At 35.2% G+C, this 19596-nt stretch carries 13 protein-coding genes and 1 pseudogene; 5 read left to right on the forward strand and 9 right to left on the reverse strand.

Annotation, left to right across the window (positions count from 1 at the left end; translation table 11 throughout):
* The first annotated feature begins 1 nt into the window (after window position 1).
* Both ACF3OB_RS05710 and ACF3OB_RS05715 read left to right on the forward strand, forming a co-directional pair.
* A complete protein-coding gene (locus tag ACF3OB_RS05710; RefSeq protein WP_042006348.1) occupies window positions 2-517 on the forward strand; it encodes an AAA family ATPase in 516 nt (171 codons plus the stop codon).
* A gap of 125 nt (window positions 518-642) precedes the next feature.
* Entirely contained in the window at window positions 643-1452 is an 810-nt protein-coding gene (locus ACF3OB_RS05715) for a formylglycine-generating enzyme family protein (RefSeq protein WP_392448727.1), read from the forward strand.
* Between the two features lie 223 nt (window positions 1453-1675).
* On the opposite strand, the gene purD is transcribed toward ACF3OB_RS05715, so the two are convergent.
* The 3 genes from purD to nadE are packed head-to-tail and all read right to left on the reverse strand — an operon-like array spanning window position 1676 to window position 4719.
* Window positions 1676-2947, reverse strand: coding sequence for a phosphoribosylamine--glycine ligase (purD, locus tag ACF3OB_RS05720; RefSeq protein WP_392448728.1), 1272 nt, complete (start codon window positions 2945-2947; stop codon window positions 1676-1678).
* A 44-nt stretch (window positions 2948-2991) separates the two neighbouring features.
* On the reverse strand, window positions 2992-3882 hold the full coding sequence (locus tag ACF3OB_RS05725; RefSeq protein ID WP_392448730.1) for a carboxypeptidase-like regulatory domain-containing protein: 891 nt from the start codon (window positions 3880-3882) through the stop codon (window positions 2992-2994).
* Window positions 3883-3927: 45 nt separating this feature from the next.
* Window positions 3928-4719 carry an NAD(+) synthase gene (gene nadE / locus ACF3OB_RS05730; protein WP_392448732.1) on the reverse strand — a complete coding sequence of 264 codons (792 nt, stop codon included), beginning with the start codon at window positions 4717-4719 and terminating at the stop codon, window positions 3928-3930.
* A gap of 145 nt (window positions 4720-4864) precedes the next feature.
* Between nadE and ACF3OB_RS05735 the strand changes: the two genes are divergently transcribed.
* Complete coding sequence (locus ACF3OB_RS05735) at window positions 4865-5782, forward strand: GYDIA family GHMP kinase (RefSeq protein WP_392448733.1); 918 nt, start codon at window positions 4865-4867, stop codon at window positions 5780-5782.
* A 208-nt stretch (window positions 5783-5990) separates the two neighbouring features.
* Window positions 5991-9062, forward strand: coding sequence for a glycoside hydrolase family 2 TIM barrel-domain containing protein (locus tag ACF3OB_RS05740; RefSeq protein WP_392448756.1), 3072 nt, complete (start codon window positions 5991-5993; stop codon window positions 9060-9062).
* Window positions 9063-9179: 117 nt separating this feature from the next.
* Here the strand turns inward: ACF3OB_RS05740 and ACF3OB_RS05745 are convergent, their stop codons facing one another.
* From ACF3OB_RS05745 to ACF3OB_RS05760, 4 genes and pseudogenes are all read right to left on the reverse strand, one after another.
* Window positions 9180-10766 carry an NADP-dependent glyceraldehyde-3-phosphate dehydrogenase gene (locus ACF3OB_RS05745; RefSeq protein WP_172917531.1) on the reverse strand — a complete coding sequence of 529 codons (1587 nt, stop codon included), beginning with the start codon at window positions 10764-10766 and terminating at the stop codon, window positions 9180-9182.
* A gap of 31 nt (window positions 10767-10797) precedes the next feature.
* Window positions 10798-10974: a CAL67264 family membrane protein gene (locus ACF3OB_RS05750; protein ID WP_182859263.1), complete on the reverse strand. Its 177-nt coding sequence runs from the start codon at window positions 10972-10974 to the stop codon at window positions 10798-10800.
* A gap of 715 nt (window positions 10975-11689) precedes the next feature.
* On the reverse strand, window positions 11690-12289 hold the full coding sequence (locus tag ACF3OB_RS05755; RefSeq protein WP_157909010.1) for a hypothetical protein: 600 nt from the start codon (window positions 12287-12289) through the stop codon (window positions 11690-11692).
* 706 nt (window positions 12290-12995) lie between these two features.
* A pseudogene (locus tag ACF3OB_RS05760) lies at window positions 12996-14137 on the reverse strand (IS4 family transposase).
* An 857-nt stretch (window positions 14138-14994) separates the two neighbouring features.
* Here ACF3OB_RS05760 and brnQ point away from each other — a divergent pair.
* Entirely contained in the window at window positions 14995-16293 is a 1299-nt protein-coding gene (gene brnQ / locus ACF3OB_RS05765; RefSeq protein WP_095912174.1) for a branched-chain amino acid transport system II carrier protein, read from the forward strand.
* 75 nt (window positions 16294-16368) lie between these two features.
* Here brnQ and ACF3OB_RS05770 read toward each other — a convergent pair whose 3' ends face one another.
* Complete coding sequence (locus tag ACF3OB_RS05770; RefSeq protein WP_392447010.1) at window positions 16369-17868, reverse strand: GH3 auxin-responsive promoter family protein; 1500 nt, start codon at window positions 17866-17868, stop codon at window positions 16369-16371.
* A gap of 164 nt (window positions 17869-18032) precedes the next feature.
* Complete coding sequence (aspA, locus tag ACF3OB_RS05775) at window positions 18033-19424, reverse strand: aspartate ammonia-lyase (RefSeq protein WP_095893769.1); 1392 nt, start codon at window positions 19422-19424, stop codon at window positions 18033-18035.
* Window positions 19425-19596 lie beyond the last annotated feature (172 nt).

The following is a 19596-nucleotide window of genomic DNA, read 5'->3' on the forward strand; positions in this document are numbered from 1 at the left end:
TATGCGTCCTATTTTATTTGTCTTTTCGGGACTTCCTGCTTCTGGAAAATCAACACTCTCCAAATGGATAGTATCAAAATTTATTGCAGTGTATCTTCGTATAGATACCATTGAGCAAGGGCTTCGTGACTTGTGTAATGTTAATGTAGAAGGAGAAGGATATCGAATGGCATATCGAATCGCCAAAGACAATTTACTATTGGGAATGAATGTAGTTGCTGATTGTTGCAACCCAATCGCCTTAACTCGTGATGAATGGAGAAATATAGCTCATAACACAAATTCTTTTCTAATTAACATTGAAATTGTGTGTTCAGATAAAGAGGAACACCATAGGCGAGTTTTTAATCGAATATCTGAAATAGAAAATTTGAAATTACCCAATTGGGAAGCTATATCAGAATATCATTACGAAAATTGGACTGAAAATAGAATACAGATTGATACTTCGCATAAAACCATAGAAGAATGTGTCAGGGAACTATTTTCAAAAATAGAACTAATTTTGGAAAAATAATTAAAGGGCAAGAACTAACTTGTCCTTTCTACTTTTTTATAAAGAAGTAATTATTTTCTGTAAAAAACCGATAATAATTTATGTATCACAAAGCATTTTTTATTTTTCTTGTTTCATTTGCGACAATGACAAAAGCACAAATAAAAGAAACTTACCCAGAAAAGGATAAGGTCTTAATAGAAGGAGGTTTTTTCCTGATGGGAAGTCCAAAATCGGAAGGAGAAACCATTGAGCACCCGCAACATAAGGTATTTTTACAAACTTTTAAGATAAGCAAATACGAAATCACTAATGCACAATATGCCGAATTCCTAAATGCAAAAGGCAATCAGATGAATGGCGACATTCCTTACATAGAACTAAAAGAAGGTTGGAGCCAGATTGAAAAAGTAAACGGCAAGTACATCGCCAAAAAGGGATATGAACAGCATCCTGTGGTATTGGTATCGTGGTACGGAGCAAATGCGTACGCTCAATGGGTTGGAGGCAAATTACCTACGGAAGAACAATGGGAATATGCAGCTCGTGGAGGAAATAAAACTCAAAAGTACACTTATGCGGGGAGTAATACGCTTGATGAAGTAGCTTGGCATCGGCAAAATACAGATTATCTTCAGCCAGTTGGTAAGAAAAAACCTAATGAACTCGGCATTTATGATATGAATGGCAATGTTTCAGAGTGGTGCGAAGATGATTTCACGTCGTATGACTATAAACTCGGGAATACAGAAGAGAAAAAAGAAAAACCTTCAGTTTTCAGTGCGTTTTTTATGGCAATAATGAGTAAGACACCAAGCAACCACTCGTATCCAGAGGATAAAGTTACACGTGGAGGGCATTACAATCAGCAAAAAATGAATATACGCATAGCAAGAAGAGATAATCGCAATGCATTGGGGCAAATCTTCGTTGGCTTTCGGGTGGTTTTTATGTAACTCAAGTATTTTTTGGCATATTCTGTTTGTAAAATATCACAAATTACTGAAAATCAATTTTTATCAACAATTTTAGTTCTGTTAAATCTAAATGAAAAAGGAAAGAAAAGAATAAGAGACCACCTGAAAAAGTTGGTTTTCAATGTAGTATTGCTAAAAACCAAACTCTTCGGGTAGTCTCATTTCTCTTGTGTTACATTTAAAGTGATATACAATCGATTATTTACAAATCAAACCCTATATCTTTTCTGAAATACATCTTATCGAAATGAATTTTTTCGATATTCTCATACGATTTTTTTAAGGCTTCTTTAAAATCTTTTCCAAAAGATGTCACCGCCAATACGCGACCTCCTGAAGTCACTAAATCATCACCCTTACGCGCTGTTCCTGCGTGAAAAACGATACTTCCTGAAACGTTTTCTACGCCTGTAATGATCTTTCCTTTTTCATAGTCTTCGGGATATCCTCCAGAGACCATCATCACTGTAGTAGCACTTTCTGGATTGATTTGCAGGGTTAATTCATCCAATGTTTGACTTTTAAGGGACTGAAAAACAGCTACTAAATCACTTTCAATACGAGGTAGTACGACTTCTGTTTCAGGGTCGCCCATGCGTACGTTGTACTCAATCACATAAGGTTCTCCCTTAACTTTTATTAATCCTATAAACACAAATCCTTGATATTCAATGGAATCTTTTTTGAGCCCTGCGATTGTCGGTTGAACGATGCGTTCCTCAATCTTTTGCATAAAATCCGCATCCGCAAATGGCACAGGCGAAACGGCTCCCATACCTCCTGTGTTAAGTCCTTGGTCATTCTCCCCTATTCGTTTGTAATCCTTAGCTGTAGGTAAAATTTTGTAATTTTTACCGTCAGTCAGTACAAAACAACTCAATTCGATACCATCCAAAAACTCTTCCACAACCACCTTTTGACTTGCACTTCCAAACTTTTCGTTCAGTAACATATTTCTCAATTCAGATTGTGCCTGAGACAAATCATTGATAATCAACACCCCTTTTCCTGCTGCCAGTCCATCAGCTTTCAAAACATATGGAGGTTGCATCGTGGATAGGAATTGGCAACCCCGTTCAACAGTTTCTTTTGTAAAACTTTCATATTTTGCCGTAGGTATGCCGTGACGTTGCATAAATTGTTTGGCAAACTCCTTGCTACCTTCGAGTTTTGCTCCTTCCTTTGAAGGCCCTACTACTTGGACATGCTGTAAATCAGAGTCATTTTTGAAGAAATCATAAACTCCGTGTACCAAAGGATCTTCAGGGCCTACCACAAGCATAGTAATCTGATTGTCCAAAACAAATTTCTTAACCGATTGAAAATCAGTAGGAGAAATACTCACGTTGGTAGCCACTTGATGCGTTCCACCATTGCCCGGAGCTACATACAAATTCTTACAAAGTTGACTTTGACTGATTTTCAAGGCAAAAGCATGCTCGCGTCCACCCGAACCTAAAATTAATATGTTCATTGTCTATATGTTTTTATTATTTTTGTTTCACACATAAATTTGTATCATTCACGATTTGGCAATAAAACTTCCATTTTCACTCTCGGAACGGCGTAATATTCCTTTTTAAAAGTCGATTTTTTACTATTTTTATACCATTCCTTACCTCGAAATCGTGTTATTACGATGTTTTTATCCGTATGCGTATGGACTAAACTCGGCTTTGTCACGTACAAACTCCTTTTTGGTTGTTTTTCTGTCGGATTAATCACTTCTACTCCAACAAAAATCCCTTTTTCCGGAAAAGGTAATCCATAATTTGATAAATCTACCCTAATTTTTTGCTGTTTTACGCCAGGTTTTATCAAAAATAACTCCTTTGAAAGCGTTTCTTTTGGAAAACCTCTGTCGTCCACGTTGTAAAAATTCAATCTGAAAAAGGCTTCAAGTTGTTCATAAAGCTCGTTCGTTTCTGACTTAAAATAGAGCGTAACAGCGGTTATTTGTCCCGATTTTCGTGTTTTATTCTCAATAAAAACCGCTTTTTCATATCCGAATGGAACAGAATTCAGAAAAACACCCTTTTTATGGAACGTCCCTACATTCGTTTTTTTTGCCTTTTGCAATTGTTTTTCTACTAAAACGACTTCTTCTAAAACTTCGGTTGTGGGCAATAAGTTTATTTTTTGCGTATATTTTCTGTTTTCAACATACTTTTCTAATGAAATAATCTTACTTTCATAACCTACAAACGATATTAATACACTTTCAGACTCTTTTTTTGATATATCCAACTTAAAAAATCCATTTTCATCTGCTGAAACTCCAATATTTCTATCCAAAAAAGAAATATTTGCATACGGAAGCGGTTCTTGGGTCAGAGAATCAATAACAAAGCCTTCCAATGTTTGGCTATACATCGAAAAACTTATGATAAATAACAATATAATTCTCATTTATTCTTCAGAAAAAACGACTGTATTCTTCAATATACTTCTAATCTAACCCTTTTTCACGCTATTCTCAACTTTACAAATAGGTATGGGATTCATTTTATGCTGATTAGCTCGGTTTAGCCGTTGATAAATCTCGAAAACCTCTTTTTGTCTGTCTGAAAAATCATTGGCAGTTTTGCCGTTTTCGTGTTGCAACATTGCCCATTCGAGTTCGTCATAATTCGCTTTGAGTTGGTCTTCATCACTTCGGTCATCGCCAAAAAGCCCGTCGGAAGGTTTCGCCATTACAATGGATTCAGGAACACCTAAATAACGCGCCAACTGATAGACTTCACTCTTCATCAAATCGGCAATAGGACTAATATCTACTCCCCCATCGCCATATTTAGTAAAAAATCCTACTCCAAAATCTTCAATTTTATTACCTGTCCCAACAACCAAGCGTCCGTCCAAACCTGCAAAATAGTACAGCGTAGTCATGCGAAGTCGAGAACGCGTATTTGCCAATGCCATTTCATAGGAATGTTGATCGGTAGTAGGAATTTGCTTTACAAACTGGTCAAAAACGGGTGTCAAATCTACTTGCAAATCAGTGACGTTACTGTATTTTTCTTTCAAAAAAGCGATATGTTCTTTAGCTCTACTCACGTGATTTTCTGCCTGATGTATGGGCAATTCCAAACAAAGTGTCGGCACGCCCGTCTCGGCACAAAGTGTGGAAACAACTGCTGAATCAATTCCTCCTGAAATTCCAATGACAAAGCCTTTTACCTTTGCATTTTCGGCATAGGTCTTTAGCCAATGTACTATATGATTAGTAACTTTCTCTGCATTCATTTTTAATATTTTTAACATAAGATGTTTACAAATTCAAACACATATTTGAGTGCTTATCCCAAAAAAATAGGACATTTATCCGTAATATTTTTTACCTTTGCAACACAAGAAACAAATGTACGAAAAAAATATTCAGCGACAAGATATGACAAAATTTTTTCACAGTAGAGGCAAACTATTACTCACGGGAGAATATGCCGTTTTGGATGGAGCGTTGAGTTTAGCTTTCCCTACGCGTTTGGGACAATCCTTATGTATTTCGGAAACAAATCAAGGATTTTCGTGGAAAAGTTTTGACATTCACAAAAAGATTTGGTTTGAACATCAGGAATTAACATTCAGTGATTTCGAGCAAAATACAACGCTTTCAACAACGGCTGAAACTTTGCTAAATATCTTAAATACGGCCGTGGAGCTGAATCCTACATTCGCTACTCAACTAATTCACTGTCAAATAGAAACTCATTTAGAGTTTGAGCGAGAATGGGGCTTAGGTACTTCTTCCACCTTAATTAACAATATCGCTCAATGGGCAGGAGTAAACCCATTTGAGTTGTTATTCAAAAGTTTTGGAGGCAGTGGCTATGACATCGCTTGTGCCATGCATAAAACCCCCATACTGTACAAACTGACGGAAAATCGCCCCAGCGCCTATCCGTTACAATTTTTACTGCCACAGACCGACCAGTTGTTTTTCGTATATTTGAATAAAAAACAAAACAGTAAGGAAGGTATTGCCCTTTATAAAACCATCAAACGGAGTAAGAAAAATTTGGTAAGTCGCATCACTGAAATTACAGAAGACATTGTCCGAGTGACTTCCCTATCCGATTTTTGCCAATTGATTGATAATCACGAGCAAATAATAGCCGATTTTCTCAAAATCCCCACGGTCAAAGAAACTCTTTTTCGAGATTTTTCAGGAAGTATCAAAAGTTTAGGAGCATGGGGAGGGGATTTTGTCTTGGCCGTGGGCGAACGAAACTACGTATTCGATTATTTCCACAAAAAAGGATTTTCAACAGTAGTTCCGTTTCAAGAAATGGTATATATAGAACCTTAAACAACAAATACATTTTCATGATTTGACATAGAAAACCTTAAAAATCAACAGAATAATATAACCAATACCATAAATACTTATGACCACAGTTGTAAAATTTTTTGCATCGACTTTGTTGTTATCCTGCTTTTCAGCAAACTTACATGCACAAGATCAACCCTTTTTAGACCCTATTTTTGAAAATCCAGCGGTTCAGGAAATTAACCGTATGCCCATGCGTAGTCACTACCTGCCTTTTGAATCCTCAGAAAAGGCTGAAAAGAAAAACTACAAAGCCTCCAACCGGTACATTGACCTGAACGGGAAATGGAATTTCCTTTGGAAAGAAGATTACAAACAATTACCAACGAACTTCTTTAAAACCGATTACAACGACAGTTCTTGGGACAAAATACAAGTGCCTTCCGTTTGGGAATTGAACGGCTATGGAACAGCAATTTATGTAAATGAAAAGTTCGAATTTGCAATAAAAAACCCAAATCCACCAGATGTCCCAGATGGAATCAATCAACCTGCGGGACTTTATCGTAAAGAATTTTCAATACCTTCGGATTGGAAAAATGAAAAGGTTTATCTTCACTTGGGAGCCGTAAAATCAGCTTTCAAATTATATGTAAATGGGAAATTTGTAGGTGTAGGTAAAGACAGTAAATTAGCTTCAGAGTTCGACATAACTGACTACGTTTCAGCGGGGAAAAATCAAATTGCGATGGAAGTTCGCCGATGGACAGATGGAAGTTTTTTAGAAGCTCAGGACATGTGGCGACTTTCAGGTATCACTCGCGATTGCTATGTGTATGCACGTCCGAAAGTACATCTCTACGATATTGACGCTAAAACAGGACTTTCGAATGGATATACCGACGGAAAATTGGATTTGCTAGTACAAATTTGGAATGAAACTGATGAAAACAAAGGTAATTATCAGTTAGAAACTGCTATTTTCGACGATAAAAACCAAAAAATATGGCAAGAAACTAAAAGCATTACCCAAATTCAACGAAAAAACAGCAAAACAGAGCTTTATTTTTCAGCTAACTTACCTCTGGTAAAGCAATGGAGTGCCGAAATACCAAACTTGTACCGCTTGGAAGTTCTACTTAGGGACGATAAAAATCAAATCAGCGAAGCAGTAAGTATGCACATCGGATTTAGAAGTATCGAAATCAAAGGTAGCGACTTACTGGTGAATGGAAAACGAATATTCATCAAAGGAGTAAATCGTCACGATACCGATCCTGTAACAGGACAGGTTATCAGTCGAGAAAGTATGGAAAAAGACATCCTACTGATGAAGCAATTGAATGTCAACAGTGTACGTACTTCACACTATCCTAACGACCCTTATTTCTATGAATTATGTGATAAATACGGGCTTTATGTGATGGACGAAGCCAACGTAGAAAGCCATGGTATGGGTTACAAACCAGAACGAACACTTGCCACTAACACCGCATGGGAAGAAGCTCATAAACAGCGAATTATACGAATGTATCAACGAGACAAAAACCACCCAAGCATTATTATTTGGAGTTTAGGCAACGAGGCAGGGAACGGTTGGAATTTCTACCAAGCTTATAAAATGCTAAAAGCCCTTGATCCTCAAAGACCTATACACCACGAACTAGCTCACTATGATTGGAATACTGACATAGAATCACGAATGTATCGTCGTATCCCATTCCTGATTGACTACGGTTTGTCTCACCCAAAAAAGCCATTTCTACTCTGCGAATACGCTCACGCAATGGGTAACAGCATTGGGAATTTTAAAGAATATTGGGATGTTTTTGAGAGCTATCCCGGTTTGCAAGGTGGCTATATCTGGGATTGGATGGATCAAGGTATTTACAAGAAAAATGCTTCAGGAAAAACCATCTTGGCATATGGCGGCGACTTTGGTGATAAAAACACACCCAGCGACAATAACTTCTTGATTAATGGAGTAATCGCATCGGACAGAACCTTTCATCCTCATAGTTATGAGGTCAGAAAGGTGTACCAAGAAATTGGATTTTCCTTTGAAAAAGATAAATTAATGGTTCAAAACAAATATTTTTTCCGTGATTTATCGAACTTCGAATTCAGCTGGACTCTTTTAAGAAATGGAACTCCTATAAACCAAGGCAAATTAGATAACATTAACGTACTACCACGACAAAAAGGAGTTTTCCCGTTGGTAATCAGAGAAAAATTGACAAAAAAAGGGAAAAACACACAGGAAATTAACAGATTAGTATCCGAAATCGTAAAAAATGACCCAGAGAATGAATACTACTTGCAGATCGAAGCTAAATTGAAATCTGATGAAGGTATTTTAACTGCCAACACCTCATTGGCTTTTGCCGAATTTCCATTAAATACCTACAAAAAACCTGTATATCAAGTAGATAATAACATCATTACTACCGAACAAACAGACAAAGAAATAACACTATCAAACAGAAATTTCAAAGCAACCATTTCTAAAGAAAAAGGAAGATTGGTATATCACCAAACTAATGGAAAAGAAAACATTTCAGGGGAAGGGCTTTACCTAAACCTGTGGCGACCTGCTACTGACAATGATTTTGGAGCTGGTTTACAAAAAAAGTTAAAAGACTTAAGATATGCTGATAAAGATGCAAAAATTGAAAAAATAACGCTTTCGGACGCTGAAAACGGACAAAAGCAAGTGAAAATATATAAATTTTTGATAGAAAACAGCATTAAATTCACTCAAACATTGACTTTTGACGGAAAAGGAAGCGTTTTAGTAGAAAATACATTTGTTCCTTTGAAGGAAAGCGACAGATTAACTTTCAAAATAGGAAACCATGTTACTCTTTCAAAAGATTTTACAAATCTGGAATGGTACGGACGAGGACCTTGGGAAAGCTATGAAGATCGTCAGACCTCGGCTTTTGTAGGACTTTACAAAGGAAGTATTGACGAACAATACCACCCGTATGTACGACCACAAGAATCGGGGAATAAAACCCAAGTGCGACATGCAAAATTACTGCGTAAAGATGGCAGTGGAATTCTTGTCCAAAGCGAAGAAAAATTCATGAATATCAATGCATTACCCTATAGTCCTGCATCACTTTACCCTGGAGAAGAAAAACAACAAACACATTCCGAAGAATTGGAAAAAGATCAACACATACATTTAGACGTTGATTATCAGCAGTTAGGTGTAGGAGGCGATAACAGCTGGGGTAATTTACCAATGGCACAGTATCTGCTTTATTTACACAGACCTTACAGTTATTCTTATCGTATTATACCTGTAAAATAAGAACTCTCGGTTTTTTATAGGATATAAACATCAAATTGGGGTAGCATGTTTTAAAAACACGCCGAGATGAGGCAAATGCCTCATCTCGGCGTGTTCTTCAATTGAACCCAATAAAATCTACAAAATATAATCCGTGTTCATAAAGTTTGAAACCCCTGTTCGTAAGAGATTTTCTACAATCTTATTGTTATAGTCATCATCCCGTGATGCTACAAAAGTACGTATTGAAAATGAACGCAATGCATCGTGAACACTCAAAGTTCCTACTGCAGAATCCTTACGACCCGTAAACGGAAAAACATCTGGACCTCGCTGACACAGACTATTGATATTCACACGACAAACCAAATTCACTAAATTGTCAATCAAAGGTGAAAGCTCATAAGCATCCTCCCCGAAAAGACTGATTTGCTGTCCGTATTTTGAATTAGCAATCTCATCTAAAATTTCGTTGATGTGCGAAAAAGATTTGATTGGCACTAATGGGCCGAATTGTTCCTCTGAAAACACACGCATATCGGTTGAAACGGGGTATAAAACTGCAGGGAAAATATAATTTTCAGAGCGTTCTCCTCCTCTTTGATTAACAATCTTAGCTCCTTTTGAAATAGCATCATCTATCAGTTCTTGGATGTAGGCAGGTTTTTCCTTCTCAGGCAATGGAGTAAGAGTTACATCTTTATCCCAAGGATTTCCATAGACCAACTCATCCACTTTTTTAGAAAATTCTTTGATGAATTTATCTTTAATTTTCTTGTGTACATATATGATTTTCAAAGCAGTACAACGTTGCCCATTGAAAGACAAAGCTCCCTTCACACATTCTTCAACGGCTAATTCTAAATTAGCATCAGGTAACACTACTCCTGGGTTTTTTGCTTCCAACCCAAACACTAATCGCAATCGGTTTTTATTAGGGTGTAAATCTTGTAGTGCGATAGCAGTTTTACTATTTCCAATAAGTGCTAACACATCCACACGACCACTTCGCATAATGGGCGGAGCTACAGTTCTACCGCGTCCGTACAAGATGTTTATAACTCCACGAGGAAAACTGTTTTTGAAAGCCTCTAACAACGGAGCAAATAACAAAACTCCATGTTTTGCTGGTTTGAAAATAACGGTGTTACCCATAATCACAGCAGGAATCAGCAACGCAAAAGTTTCGTTCAGCGGATAGTTGTAAGGCCCTAAACAAAACACCACTCCCAAAGGCCCACGACGAATATGAGCATAAATACCATCTCTTTTTTCAAAACGAGAGGAATCTCGATCGAGGTTTTTATATTCCTCTATAGTGTCATAAATATACTGTATCGTCCTATCAAACTCTTTGCGAGAATCTTCCAAACTTTTCCCAATCTCCCACATCATTAGTTTCACGACCTCATCGCGTTTGGTTGCCATCTGCTTGACAAATTTTTCCATAAATTGAATTCGGTCTTTCACTTTCATGGTTGGCCACAAACCTTTCCCTTTGTTGTAAGCCTCGCATGATGAATACAATAGCTCTAAAGCCTCTTCTTCTCCCATATTGGGAACACTCCCCAAAAATGTGGGCTCATAGTTTTCGGTCGATGAAATGGTGGAGTAAACATCTGTCATGGCTCCTTCCCATTTGCGTAATTCCCCATTTGCCAAATAAATATCTTGATGCAAAGGATCAACACGAAACTCTTCAGGAATTTCTCTAAATTTTTTCATTCTATATTAATCTGTTTAATAATTTAAAGCATCACACTCTGCCTTTTAGCGAGTTAAACACCCATGCGATGGCTAAAAAACCTATCCCTACAGTAGCAAAACCTATTCCTGCTACTTCGTTGTATTTAAAAATGCCCAAACCAATGAGAATCAACCCCATAACAACCATAATCAAAGTGGCATATCCTAAAATAGTATTTTTATTCATTGTCATAACTGCAAAATTAATGGATTGCAACTGCAAAAGTCGTTCTTTATTTTGAAAAAACAAACTTAATTTTAGGGTATTTTAATTAGGTTAAACTCCTGAAATATTTTTTAGAATTTATTATGATTAAAACCACATAGTAACATAGAGTTCTATCCTATATTTCTCTTTAATATTGATTATATTTTTTTTGTAACTTTAGAGACACATCAAACAATTAACTTTTTTATTTTCAGTGATTTATATTATTTCTAAAAACATTTTACAAAAATTATTTTCCTATTACAGCAAAAAACATTATCTTAGCGAAAATCATACGAAGATAAATGTCATTTAAAGTTTTTTTTCTGACAGATTTCTAAGCTACGAGAAATTTCTTCATAGGAAAATAGTGCAAATATAACGTTCTAAAAATCAGTACATTAAATTAAAATCATAGGATTGGTTGTGTTCATGTTTAAGTGGTACGATAAAATTTTTAACTATGGAAACACTACCTATTTTATTTGGAATATCAATATTACTTTTGTTAGGCTTTATTGTGTTCGTAAAGTATAAAGTCCGCGTTCACTTGGTTTATAATAAGAATATTACAAACAAATCGTTTTATATTTGGGTACCTTTTGCCGATGTGTACTACTATTTTAGATATATTTTCGGAAAGAAAACGTTTTTTTGAATTTAAATTGCGAGATTTTACTATAATCTCGCAATTTTATTTCTCTTCTATATAATAAATTTCTATTGCTAAATTACCTCCTTCGAGTTTGTGCCAACCTTTATTTTCTGGATTTAGGTATATTTCCTTTCGTTTGTTCATGTGTCCTAAAATCCTGTAATTTGTTGATTTTTTGTTTGTATCTTCAGTTTTTTTCAGTGCAACAAAGAAATTTTCACAGAATTTAGGTGATAAATCTTCGATATTTATTTCCAATTTATTTTTCCTAACAGACTCAAATAATAGTGTTTGACTATGCAATTTTTTATCAGGAAGTCCGTTTTCACCTACTGAAAAAAATGCTAATTCAAAGGTTGCTTTCGTGTCGTAATTTTTCTCTATTTTTTCTATAAAGAATACTATTTTCTTGATTATAAAACACTTATCTACTTTAATTTCATTAGCAAAAAACGTATTATAATAGCTTCCTATGCTGTAATTTTTTCTTCCCTTAGTAGCCATTTTATTTAATTTTTCTTTTTGAAATTGTGTTACCACGACTTCACTAAGAAAAATAGTGTCATTTTCTACGGTATTTTGTGCTGTTGAAAGGCAAAAACCGCATATAATAAGCAAATATGTAATTGATTTTTTCATATAGTACATGTTCAGAGAAGTAATTCAAGTAGATTCTCAAATTATTCCTATAATAAACTTAAATTGACTCACTATGTCCTTACCGGAGGAAAGATAAATGTCCATTTCTGTATGCTTATAAACTGTAAACAAAAAAAATATTTTTTGGGTAGTTCTTAGTATACGCTGACCAATATCAACACGGTTTTTGAGCAGTTTCTTTATGAAACCAAAATCTTTGCTTCTTGTTTTAAAAAGAGTAAAATTAACAATACTTATGAACAATAATTTTAAAACTCGTTGCAAATATAAATATATTTTTAACACCGACAAACTGTACCCCATTTTTTGTAACGCATTCCTGTACAACATATAATTATCCTATTTTCAAAACTTTATGATTTTTTAAAATTTCTAATAATCAATTATTTATTGTTTTGTAAAACATTTTACAAAAATAATTTTCCTATTACAGCAAAAAACATTATCTTAGCAAAAATCATACGAAGATAAATGTCATTTAAAGGTTTTTTATGACAGATTTCTAAGCTACGAGAAGTTTCTTCATAGGAAAATAGTGCAAAAATATGATATACTAAAATCTCATTGTTGATATATCTCCATAAGTGAATAACAAATCTTCAAAAAATCAGTGAAATAACTAATTTATAGCACAGCCGTCCGAAAGTTTTTTGAAAACTCATAAAATTCCTTGTCAACCCTTTATTTATAAGGGCAGACTTGTTTGTTGTGCGGAATTATCTCTGTCAAAGAGTGTGTTTTCAGGTGGTTTTTTCACTTTTTTTACGATAGGTTTCAGTTCGTTGCAAACATAATTCAGCGTCAGATAGTGCATAAGACACACCCTTATTTTCTCGCAAAAATTACTAAATGCCGTCTTTTTATCGCTATAAAATCGCTTTATCAACTCCAACAGAAGATAGCAAATCAAAGATACATAAATCTGTGATTTCACCGCATTTTCACTCGTGCCAAGAAAAGTTTTTATCTGTAAATTTTGCTTCATAGCCTTTTTTGAGGTCAAAACGATGATTTCATCTTTGAGGATGTCGTGGTCTTTTTCATCAGGCAGGTCTCGTTCTTCAAAACTTTGGTAGAGCGTGTTGGACTTAATTCGCGTAACAAAAGTATTTTGGCAATGGATTCTGCCGAGCATCAAACTAAAATCAAAATAGCCTCTATCCTCAACAATGATGGTGTTTTTCGGATAGATATTTTGTTGTAATCCTTTGCTATCGTGTGTTTTAGCTTCGGTGATATTGACCATTTCAGGCAATCCAAGTTGATCGTCCCAAACGGTGTGAATTTTGAGTCCGCCTTTAGCTGTCCGAATCAAGCGAAGCGTATCATGAACACCTTTGAAACAAATAAAATTTTGTGAATAAATTTTGCCCAGTTGAAAAGACTTAAACACAGGCTAATGGTAGTACTGTCAATGATTTTTATTTTGTGGTTTTGGATTTCATCGATGATATGACTTTGATGTTTGGCTTTTAAAGAGTGTTTGTAATACTTTAAAAGACTAGAATACAAATCTTTAAATACTGCATAATGTCTTACTTTGTTTCCATCACTCATTGTTGATTTTGCGGGACTTTGTTTGAGTTGGAGATCGCTTAGGAAAGTGCTACTTACTGATAATCCGCAACTTATGTCGGATAGCGTATAGCATTTATTCAGCTGTCCGAAAGTTAGTGCCACCAATTGGTCGCGAGTTTTATAGGTAGACTTTCCCTTATCGGACTGATGTTTAGCGATTTCCGCTCTTAAAATATGCGCAGGAATGAGATCTAAAATTTGTCTGATTACGGGTTTATTTGTATTTTTGCTTCGCCTGAAGAGTGCCATAATTGAAAAAAAAATGGGAATTTTTCAAATATACGACATTCTCAGGCAACTTTTATTTTAAAAGTTTCGGATAGTTGTGAATTTATAGCATACTTTTATATGAAAACAAATTCTCAAAGATGGTTTTTGGCAGGAAGTATTTTCTGTTTTTGTTACTTTGTATTTTTACTGTTAATTAACTATCATTCACTAAATAATGAAATAATGGTTAGTTCTGTTAGCTTTTTCGGTGAACTACTGACTATTCCATTGATTTTATTTCTTTTATTTATGTTTACTTTTAGTTTAATAAAAGTAATAAAAAAAGATAATAGCTTTAGACTTATATTTATTATTAACCTGATAACCATAGTGTTATTAATTTCGTCTACTTTTTATAATTAATCCCATTCATGGAATTGCGAGATTTTACGATAATCTCGCAATTTTTACTTTTACGAAAAAGTTTTTCAGAATTATGAAGGTAATGAAAAATAAGCGTCTGTTATTAAAAGAATTTTTGTCATTTTAGTAACTATCCTTTTTGCCATAAAAGGAATTGATGCTATTAAACGATTTATTGCAGGTTGGAAAGCTGTAAGTTGCAATTGTTCACAGACCAAATGAAATGGCTTTAGTAATTTTTCTGTGAATTCAATTTTGAGTTCCCTAAATAGAAAATCTTTTGTTTTGAAGGGAGAAAGTTTTTTTACTTTCTCTCTTTTTTCTTTGGGCTAGACCAAAGAAAAAGAGAGAAAAACTATCCCAAAAAATTGCACTTACTAATGGAATTTAAGAAGTTTACATCACAAAAATTTCAAAAGACCCTTTTTATTTTTACTTTTGCAGAAACATAAGTACCTTTTATACCTTAAAGAATGAAAACACACAAAAATAAAACTCTTACTATAACCACTGTTGGATTTGCCTTATTTGCTATGTTTTTTGGAGCTGGAAACTTGATTTTACCTCCTTTCATAGGACTTCAATCAGGTGATGAATGGCTAATGGCATTGGTAGGATTTTTCCTAACAGCCATTTTAGCTCCTTTTCTTGGTGTACTTGTTATTTCAAAATCAGGACTTTCGTTTACGGATTTGGGATATAGAACTCATCCAAAGTTAATCAATGTGTTGGCAATACTAATCATCTTGTGTATCGGGCCGTTAGTAGCAATCCCACGCACAGGAGCCACTGTATTTGAAATTGGAGTGCAACCGTCTTTTCCTTCATTTAGCAATGTTGTTTTCGCTATTCTATTTTTTGGAACAGTATTTCTATTATCAATTTCAAAAACCAAAACAGTGGATATTATCGGTAAGTTTCTGACCCCTTTTTTATTACTATCGTTGGTAGTGTTAGTAGTTCTGGGAGTCATAAACCCTCCTGATGTCATTACTGAAAGCACAATGACCGCAACCGAGGTTTTTTCTTTCGGATTTGTTGAAGGTTACCAAACATTAGATGTACTAGCATCGGTAATTTTTGCAGGAGTCATAATTGAAGCTGTTATTGACAAAGGGTTCTCTTCTGAGAATGAACGAAGTAGGATAACACTTGCCGCAGGACTGGTGTCTACTATTTCATTGCTTCTCATCTATGGAGGATTAATTTACTTGGGAGCTACAACCGATTTTCCAATGCAAGATAACAGTACCCGTACGCAATTGCTATTGCACATTTCCTCCTCCATCTTGGGAGAAAAAGGAACTTTCGTAGTAGCTATTGCTATTGCTTTCGCGTGTTTAACCACGGCAATTGCATTGACTACGGCCACTGGAAGCATTTTTGAAAAAATATCACACGGGAAAATACCTTATCGTTTGAGCGTTATTCTTTGCACACTGATTTCGGTAGTCTTATCCATTAACGGAGTAGATGCTATTATAAAATATGCTGTGAACATATTATTGTTCATCTACCCGATTGTCTTTGCATTAATACTATATTTATTACTTTTTGGTCGATACGTAAAAATACGACAACCCTACGTAGCAAGTATCATTACTACCGCTATCGTTTCTTTAATTTCCGTAGGAATCAATTTGGATATGCAAAAAGAGTTGTTAAGCACTCTAAAATCCTATTTACCATTACAGGAATATAGCTTAGAATGGTTATTACCATCCTTAATAGCTTTTGTCTTTGGAACTGCTTTGGATCGAAATCAAAATTAAAAAAGTAGATAGAAAAATGCTTTTTCGTGCTTTATAGAAATTTTATGACAAACCGTAGGACTCCTGTCAAAGTTTTTATTTTAAATTTTCAAGCTCTAGTTGCTCAACAATCTTTCGGTCATTAGCCAAACGTTGTACTTTGTTTTGTCCTCCAAATTTACCACTTTGTTTCATATAACGTACGAATCCATCTTTGGCAACTTTAGTTATTTTCAAAGGTTGTAGTACCTTTCCTTGAATCAAATCGAAGTAATATGAATTCTTTTGCTGTAGGAAATTGTCTAATTTCGAGGCGAAATCTGCCATATTATCAGGTTCTTTTTCAAATTCGACAAACCATTCGTGATAAGGCAACTGATTTTCGGAAGGATTTACCTGTGGAGCTACCGTAAATTCGGACACCCGCACCTCCGTACCTTGAATAGATTGAATCATAGCTTCTTCAATTTCACTAGCGATGACATGTTCTCCAAAAGCCGAAATAAAATGTTTTATACGTCCCGAAACAATTATTCGATACGGATTTAAACTTGTAAACTGCACAGTATCACCAATATTATATGCCCAAAGCCCAGCATTGGTGGAAATAATCATCACATAATTTACATTCAGTTCTACCTCAGCTAAGGTCAGACGTTTTGGGTTTTCTGAAAAAAAATCGTCAGACTTGATAAATTCATAAAATATACCTGAATTGAGCAACAAAAGCATTCCTCTCTCAGTTTGCGTATCTTGAAAAGCAAAAAAGCCTTCGCTGGCAGGAAAAAGCTCAATACTATCGACCTTTCTTCCGATAAGATGTTCAAACTTTTTGCGATACGGCTCGTAATTAACCCCTCCATATACAAAAAGTGAAAAATTCTTAAACAAATCACCTATATTTTTACCTGATTTTGCTTTAAGTCGCTCGAAATACATCTGTACCCAAGGAGGAATACCGCTAATGAGGGTCATATTTTCGCTAATAGTTTCCTCAACAATAGCATCTACTTTGGTTTCCCAATCTTCGATACAGTTGGTCTCCCATGATGGAACACGGTTCTTTTGTAGATATTGAGGCACATAATGTGCCGAAATCCCTGATAGCCTACCTATTTTGATACCATTTTTTTCCTCTAAAACAGGACTTCCTTGTAAGAAAATCATTTTACCGTTAACGAAATTAGCTTTTTTGGTTTCGTGAATATAACACAAAAAAGCATCTCGTGCAGCTTGTACTTGATAGGGCATAGATTCTTTTGTGATTGGAATATACTTAGTTCCGCTGGTTGTACCCGAAGTTTTAGCAAAATAAAGTGGTTTTCCTCTCCAAAGCACATCTCTCTCGCCCGATATCAAACGCTGAATATAAGGTTTTAAGTCTTCATAATCTCGAACAGGCACCTTTTTAACGAAATCGGCATGGTTTTTTATATTTTCAAAATCATGATCTTTGCCAAAAGCAGTATGTTTTGCCCTACGAATAAGTTCCTCAAAGACGTTTTGCTGCGTTTCAATAGGCCTTTTTGCCCATTTGTCTATTTTTCTCTTAACAATAGACGCAAATAGTTTGGCTCCAAACGATTTTAGTGACATCCTACGTATTTATTTTATATTGGCAAAGATACGTATTTTTTTTTACCTATTAACACCTCACAGAAACAATTGATAGACAAGCAAATAGAAAAAATCTACCGTAAAAGTTAAAATATTCATTTTAACTTTTACGGTAGATCCAAAATATCATTGCTTAGAAAAGTTTATATTCCCAACATATTTTTAGGATCTAAGATTGTATCCAACTGCTCTTGCGAAAGCAATCCTTTTTCTAAAACCAAATCATAGACTGATTTACCTGTTTCTAAGGCTTCTTTGGCAATTTTCGTGCTGTTTTTGTAACCTATATGTGGATTCAACGCAGTAACGATACCGATACTATTTTTTACCATATTTAAACATACTTCACGATTGGCTGTAATGCCATCAATGCACTTGGTTCTGAGGGTCTCTATAGCTCGTTGCACAAAAACAATAGATTCTATAATCGATTGACATATAACAGGTTCCATTACATTCAATTGCAATTGACCAGCTTCAGCGGCAAAAGTAACCGTAAGGTCATTTCCGATAATCTTGTAACACACTTGGTTAACGACCTCGGGGATAACAGGATTTACTTTCCCTGGCATAATAGATGAACCAGGTTGCATCGGGGGTAAGTTAATTTCGTTTAATCCAGCACGTGGACCAGAAGAAAGTAAACGCAAATCGTTACATATTTTAGATAATTTAACTGCCATACGCTTCAATGCAGATGAGTAGATTACGTACGATCCAGTATCGGGAGTGGCTTCAACTAAATTCGACGCAGCTACGAATGCTTCTCCTGTCAAATCTGCTAATTTTTTAGCACATACAGCAGGAAATTCTTTGGGTGCATTGATACCCGTACCGATGGCAGTTCCTCCCATATTAATTTCTAAAAACAAATTAGCATTGTATTGCAAACGAGTGATTTCCTCCTCCAACGTTGCGGCAAAAGCTTCAAACTCTTGTCCTAAAGTCATCGGCACAGCATCTTGCAACTGGGTTCGTCCCATTTTGATCACATCGGCAAATTCTACTCCCTTTTTACGGAATGAAGCTATCAATAATCTCAAATGCTCAATCAAGGTTTGATTCATTCGGATAATTGCCAATTTTATGGTAGTTGGGTAGGCATCGTTGGTTGATTGTGATAAATTTATATGGTCATTAGGAGAGCAATGCTGATAGTCTCCCAACCCATGTCCCATAATCTGTAAAGCTCGGTTTGCTATTACTTCATTCGCATTCATATTCACAGATGTACCAGCCCCTCCTTGAATCATATCCACAGGGAACTGATCGTGCATCTTGCCTTCGATTAATTCATTACACGCTTGAGAAATGACGTTCAACAACGAGTCACTTAACAATCCTAACTCGTGATTGGTTTGTGCAGCTGCCAGTTTCACATAAGCAATGGCACGGACAAACTCCGGAAAATCACTCATTTTACTTCCTGAAATATGGAAATTGTCAATAGCTCGTTGAGTTTGTACCCCATAATAGGCATCAAAAGGCACTTGTAAATCACCTAACAAATCAGATTCAGTTCTAAATTTTGACATATTTTCTTATTTTTTTATTAATCTATTTTTTTGAAATTTCATGTATCTATAACTTCGAGTGCTTCACTTTTATTTTATGCAATCATCTATTCTACCAATGGTTGCAAATAATCTTAAATATTTTGTTGTTAAAAAATCTTTTCCTAAAAAGATTGATTATCAAAAAGAAATA

The organism is Capnocytophaga canis (genome assembly GCF_043187445.1).
In the GTDB taxonomy this organism is placed as follows: Bacteria; Bacteroidota; Bacteroidia; order Flavobacteriales; family Flavobacteriaceae; genus Capnocytophaga; species Capnocytophaga canis.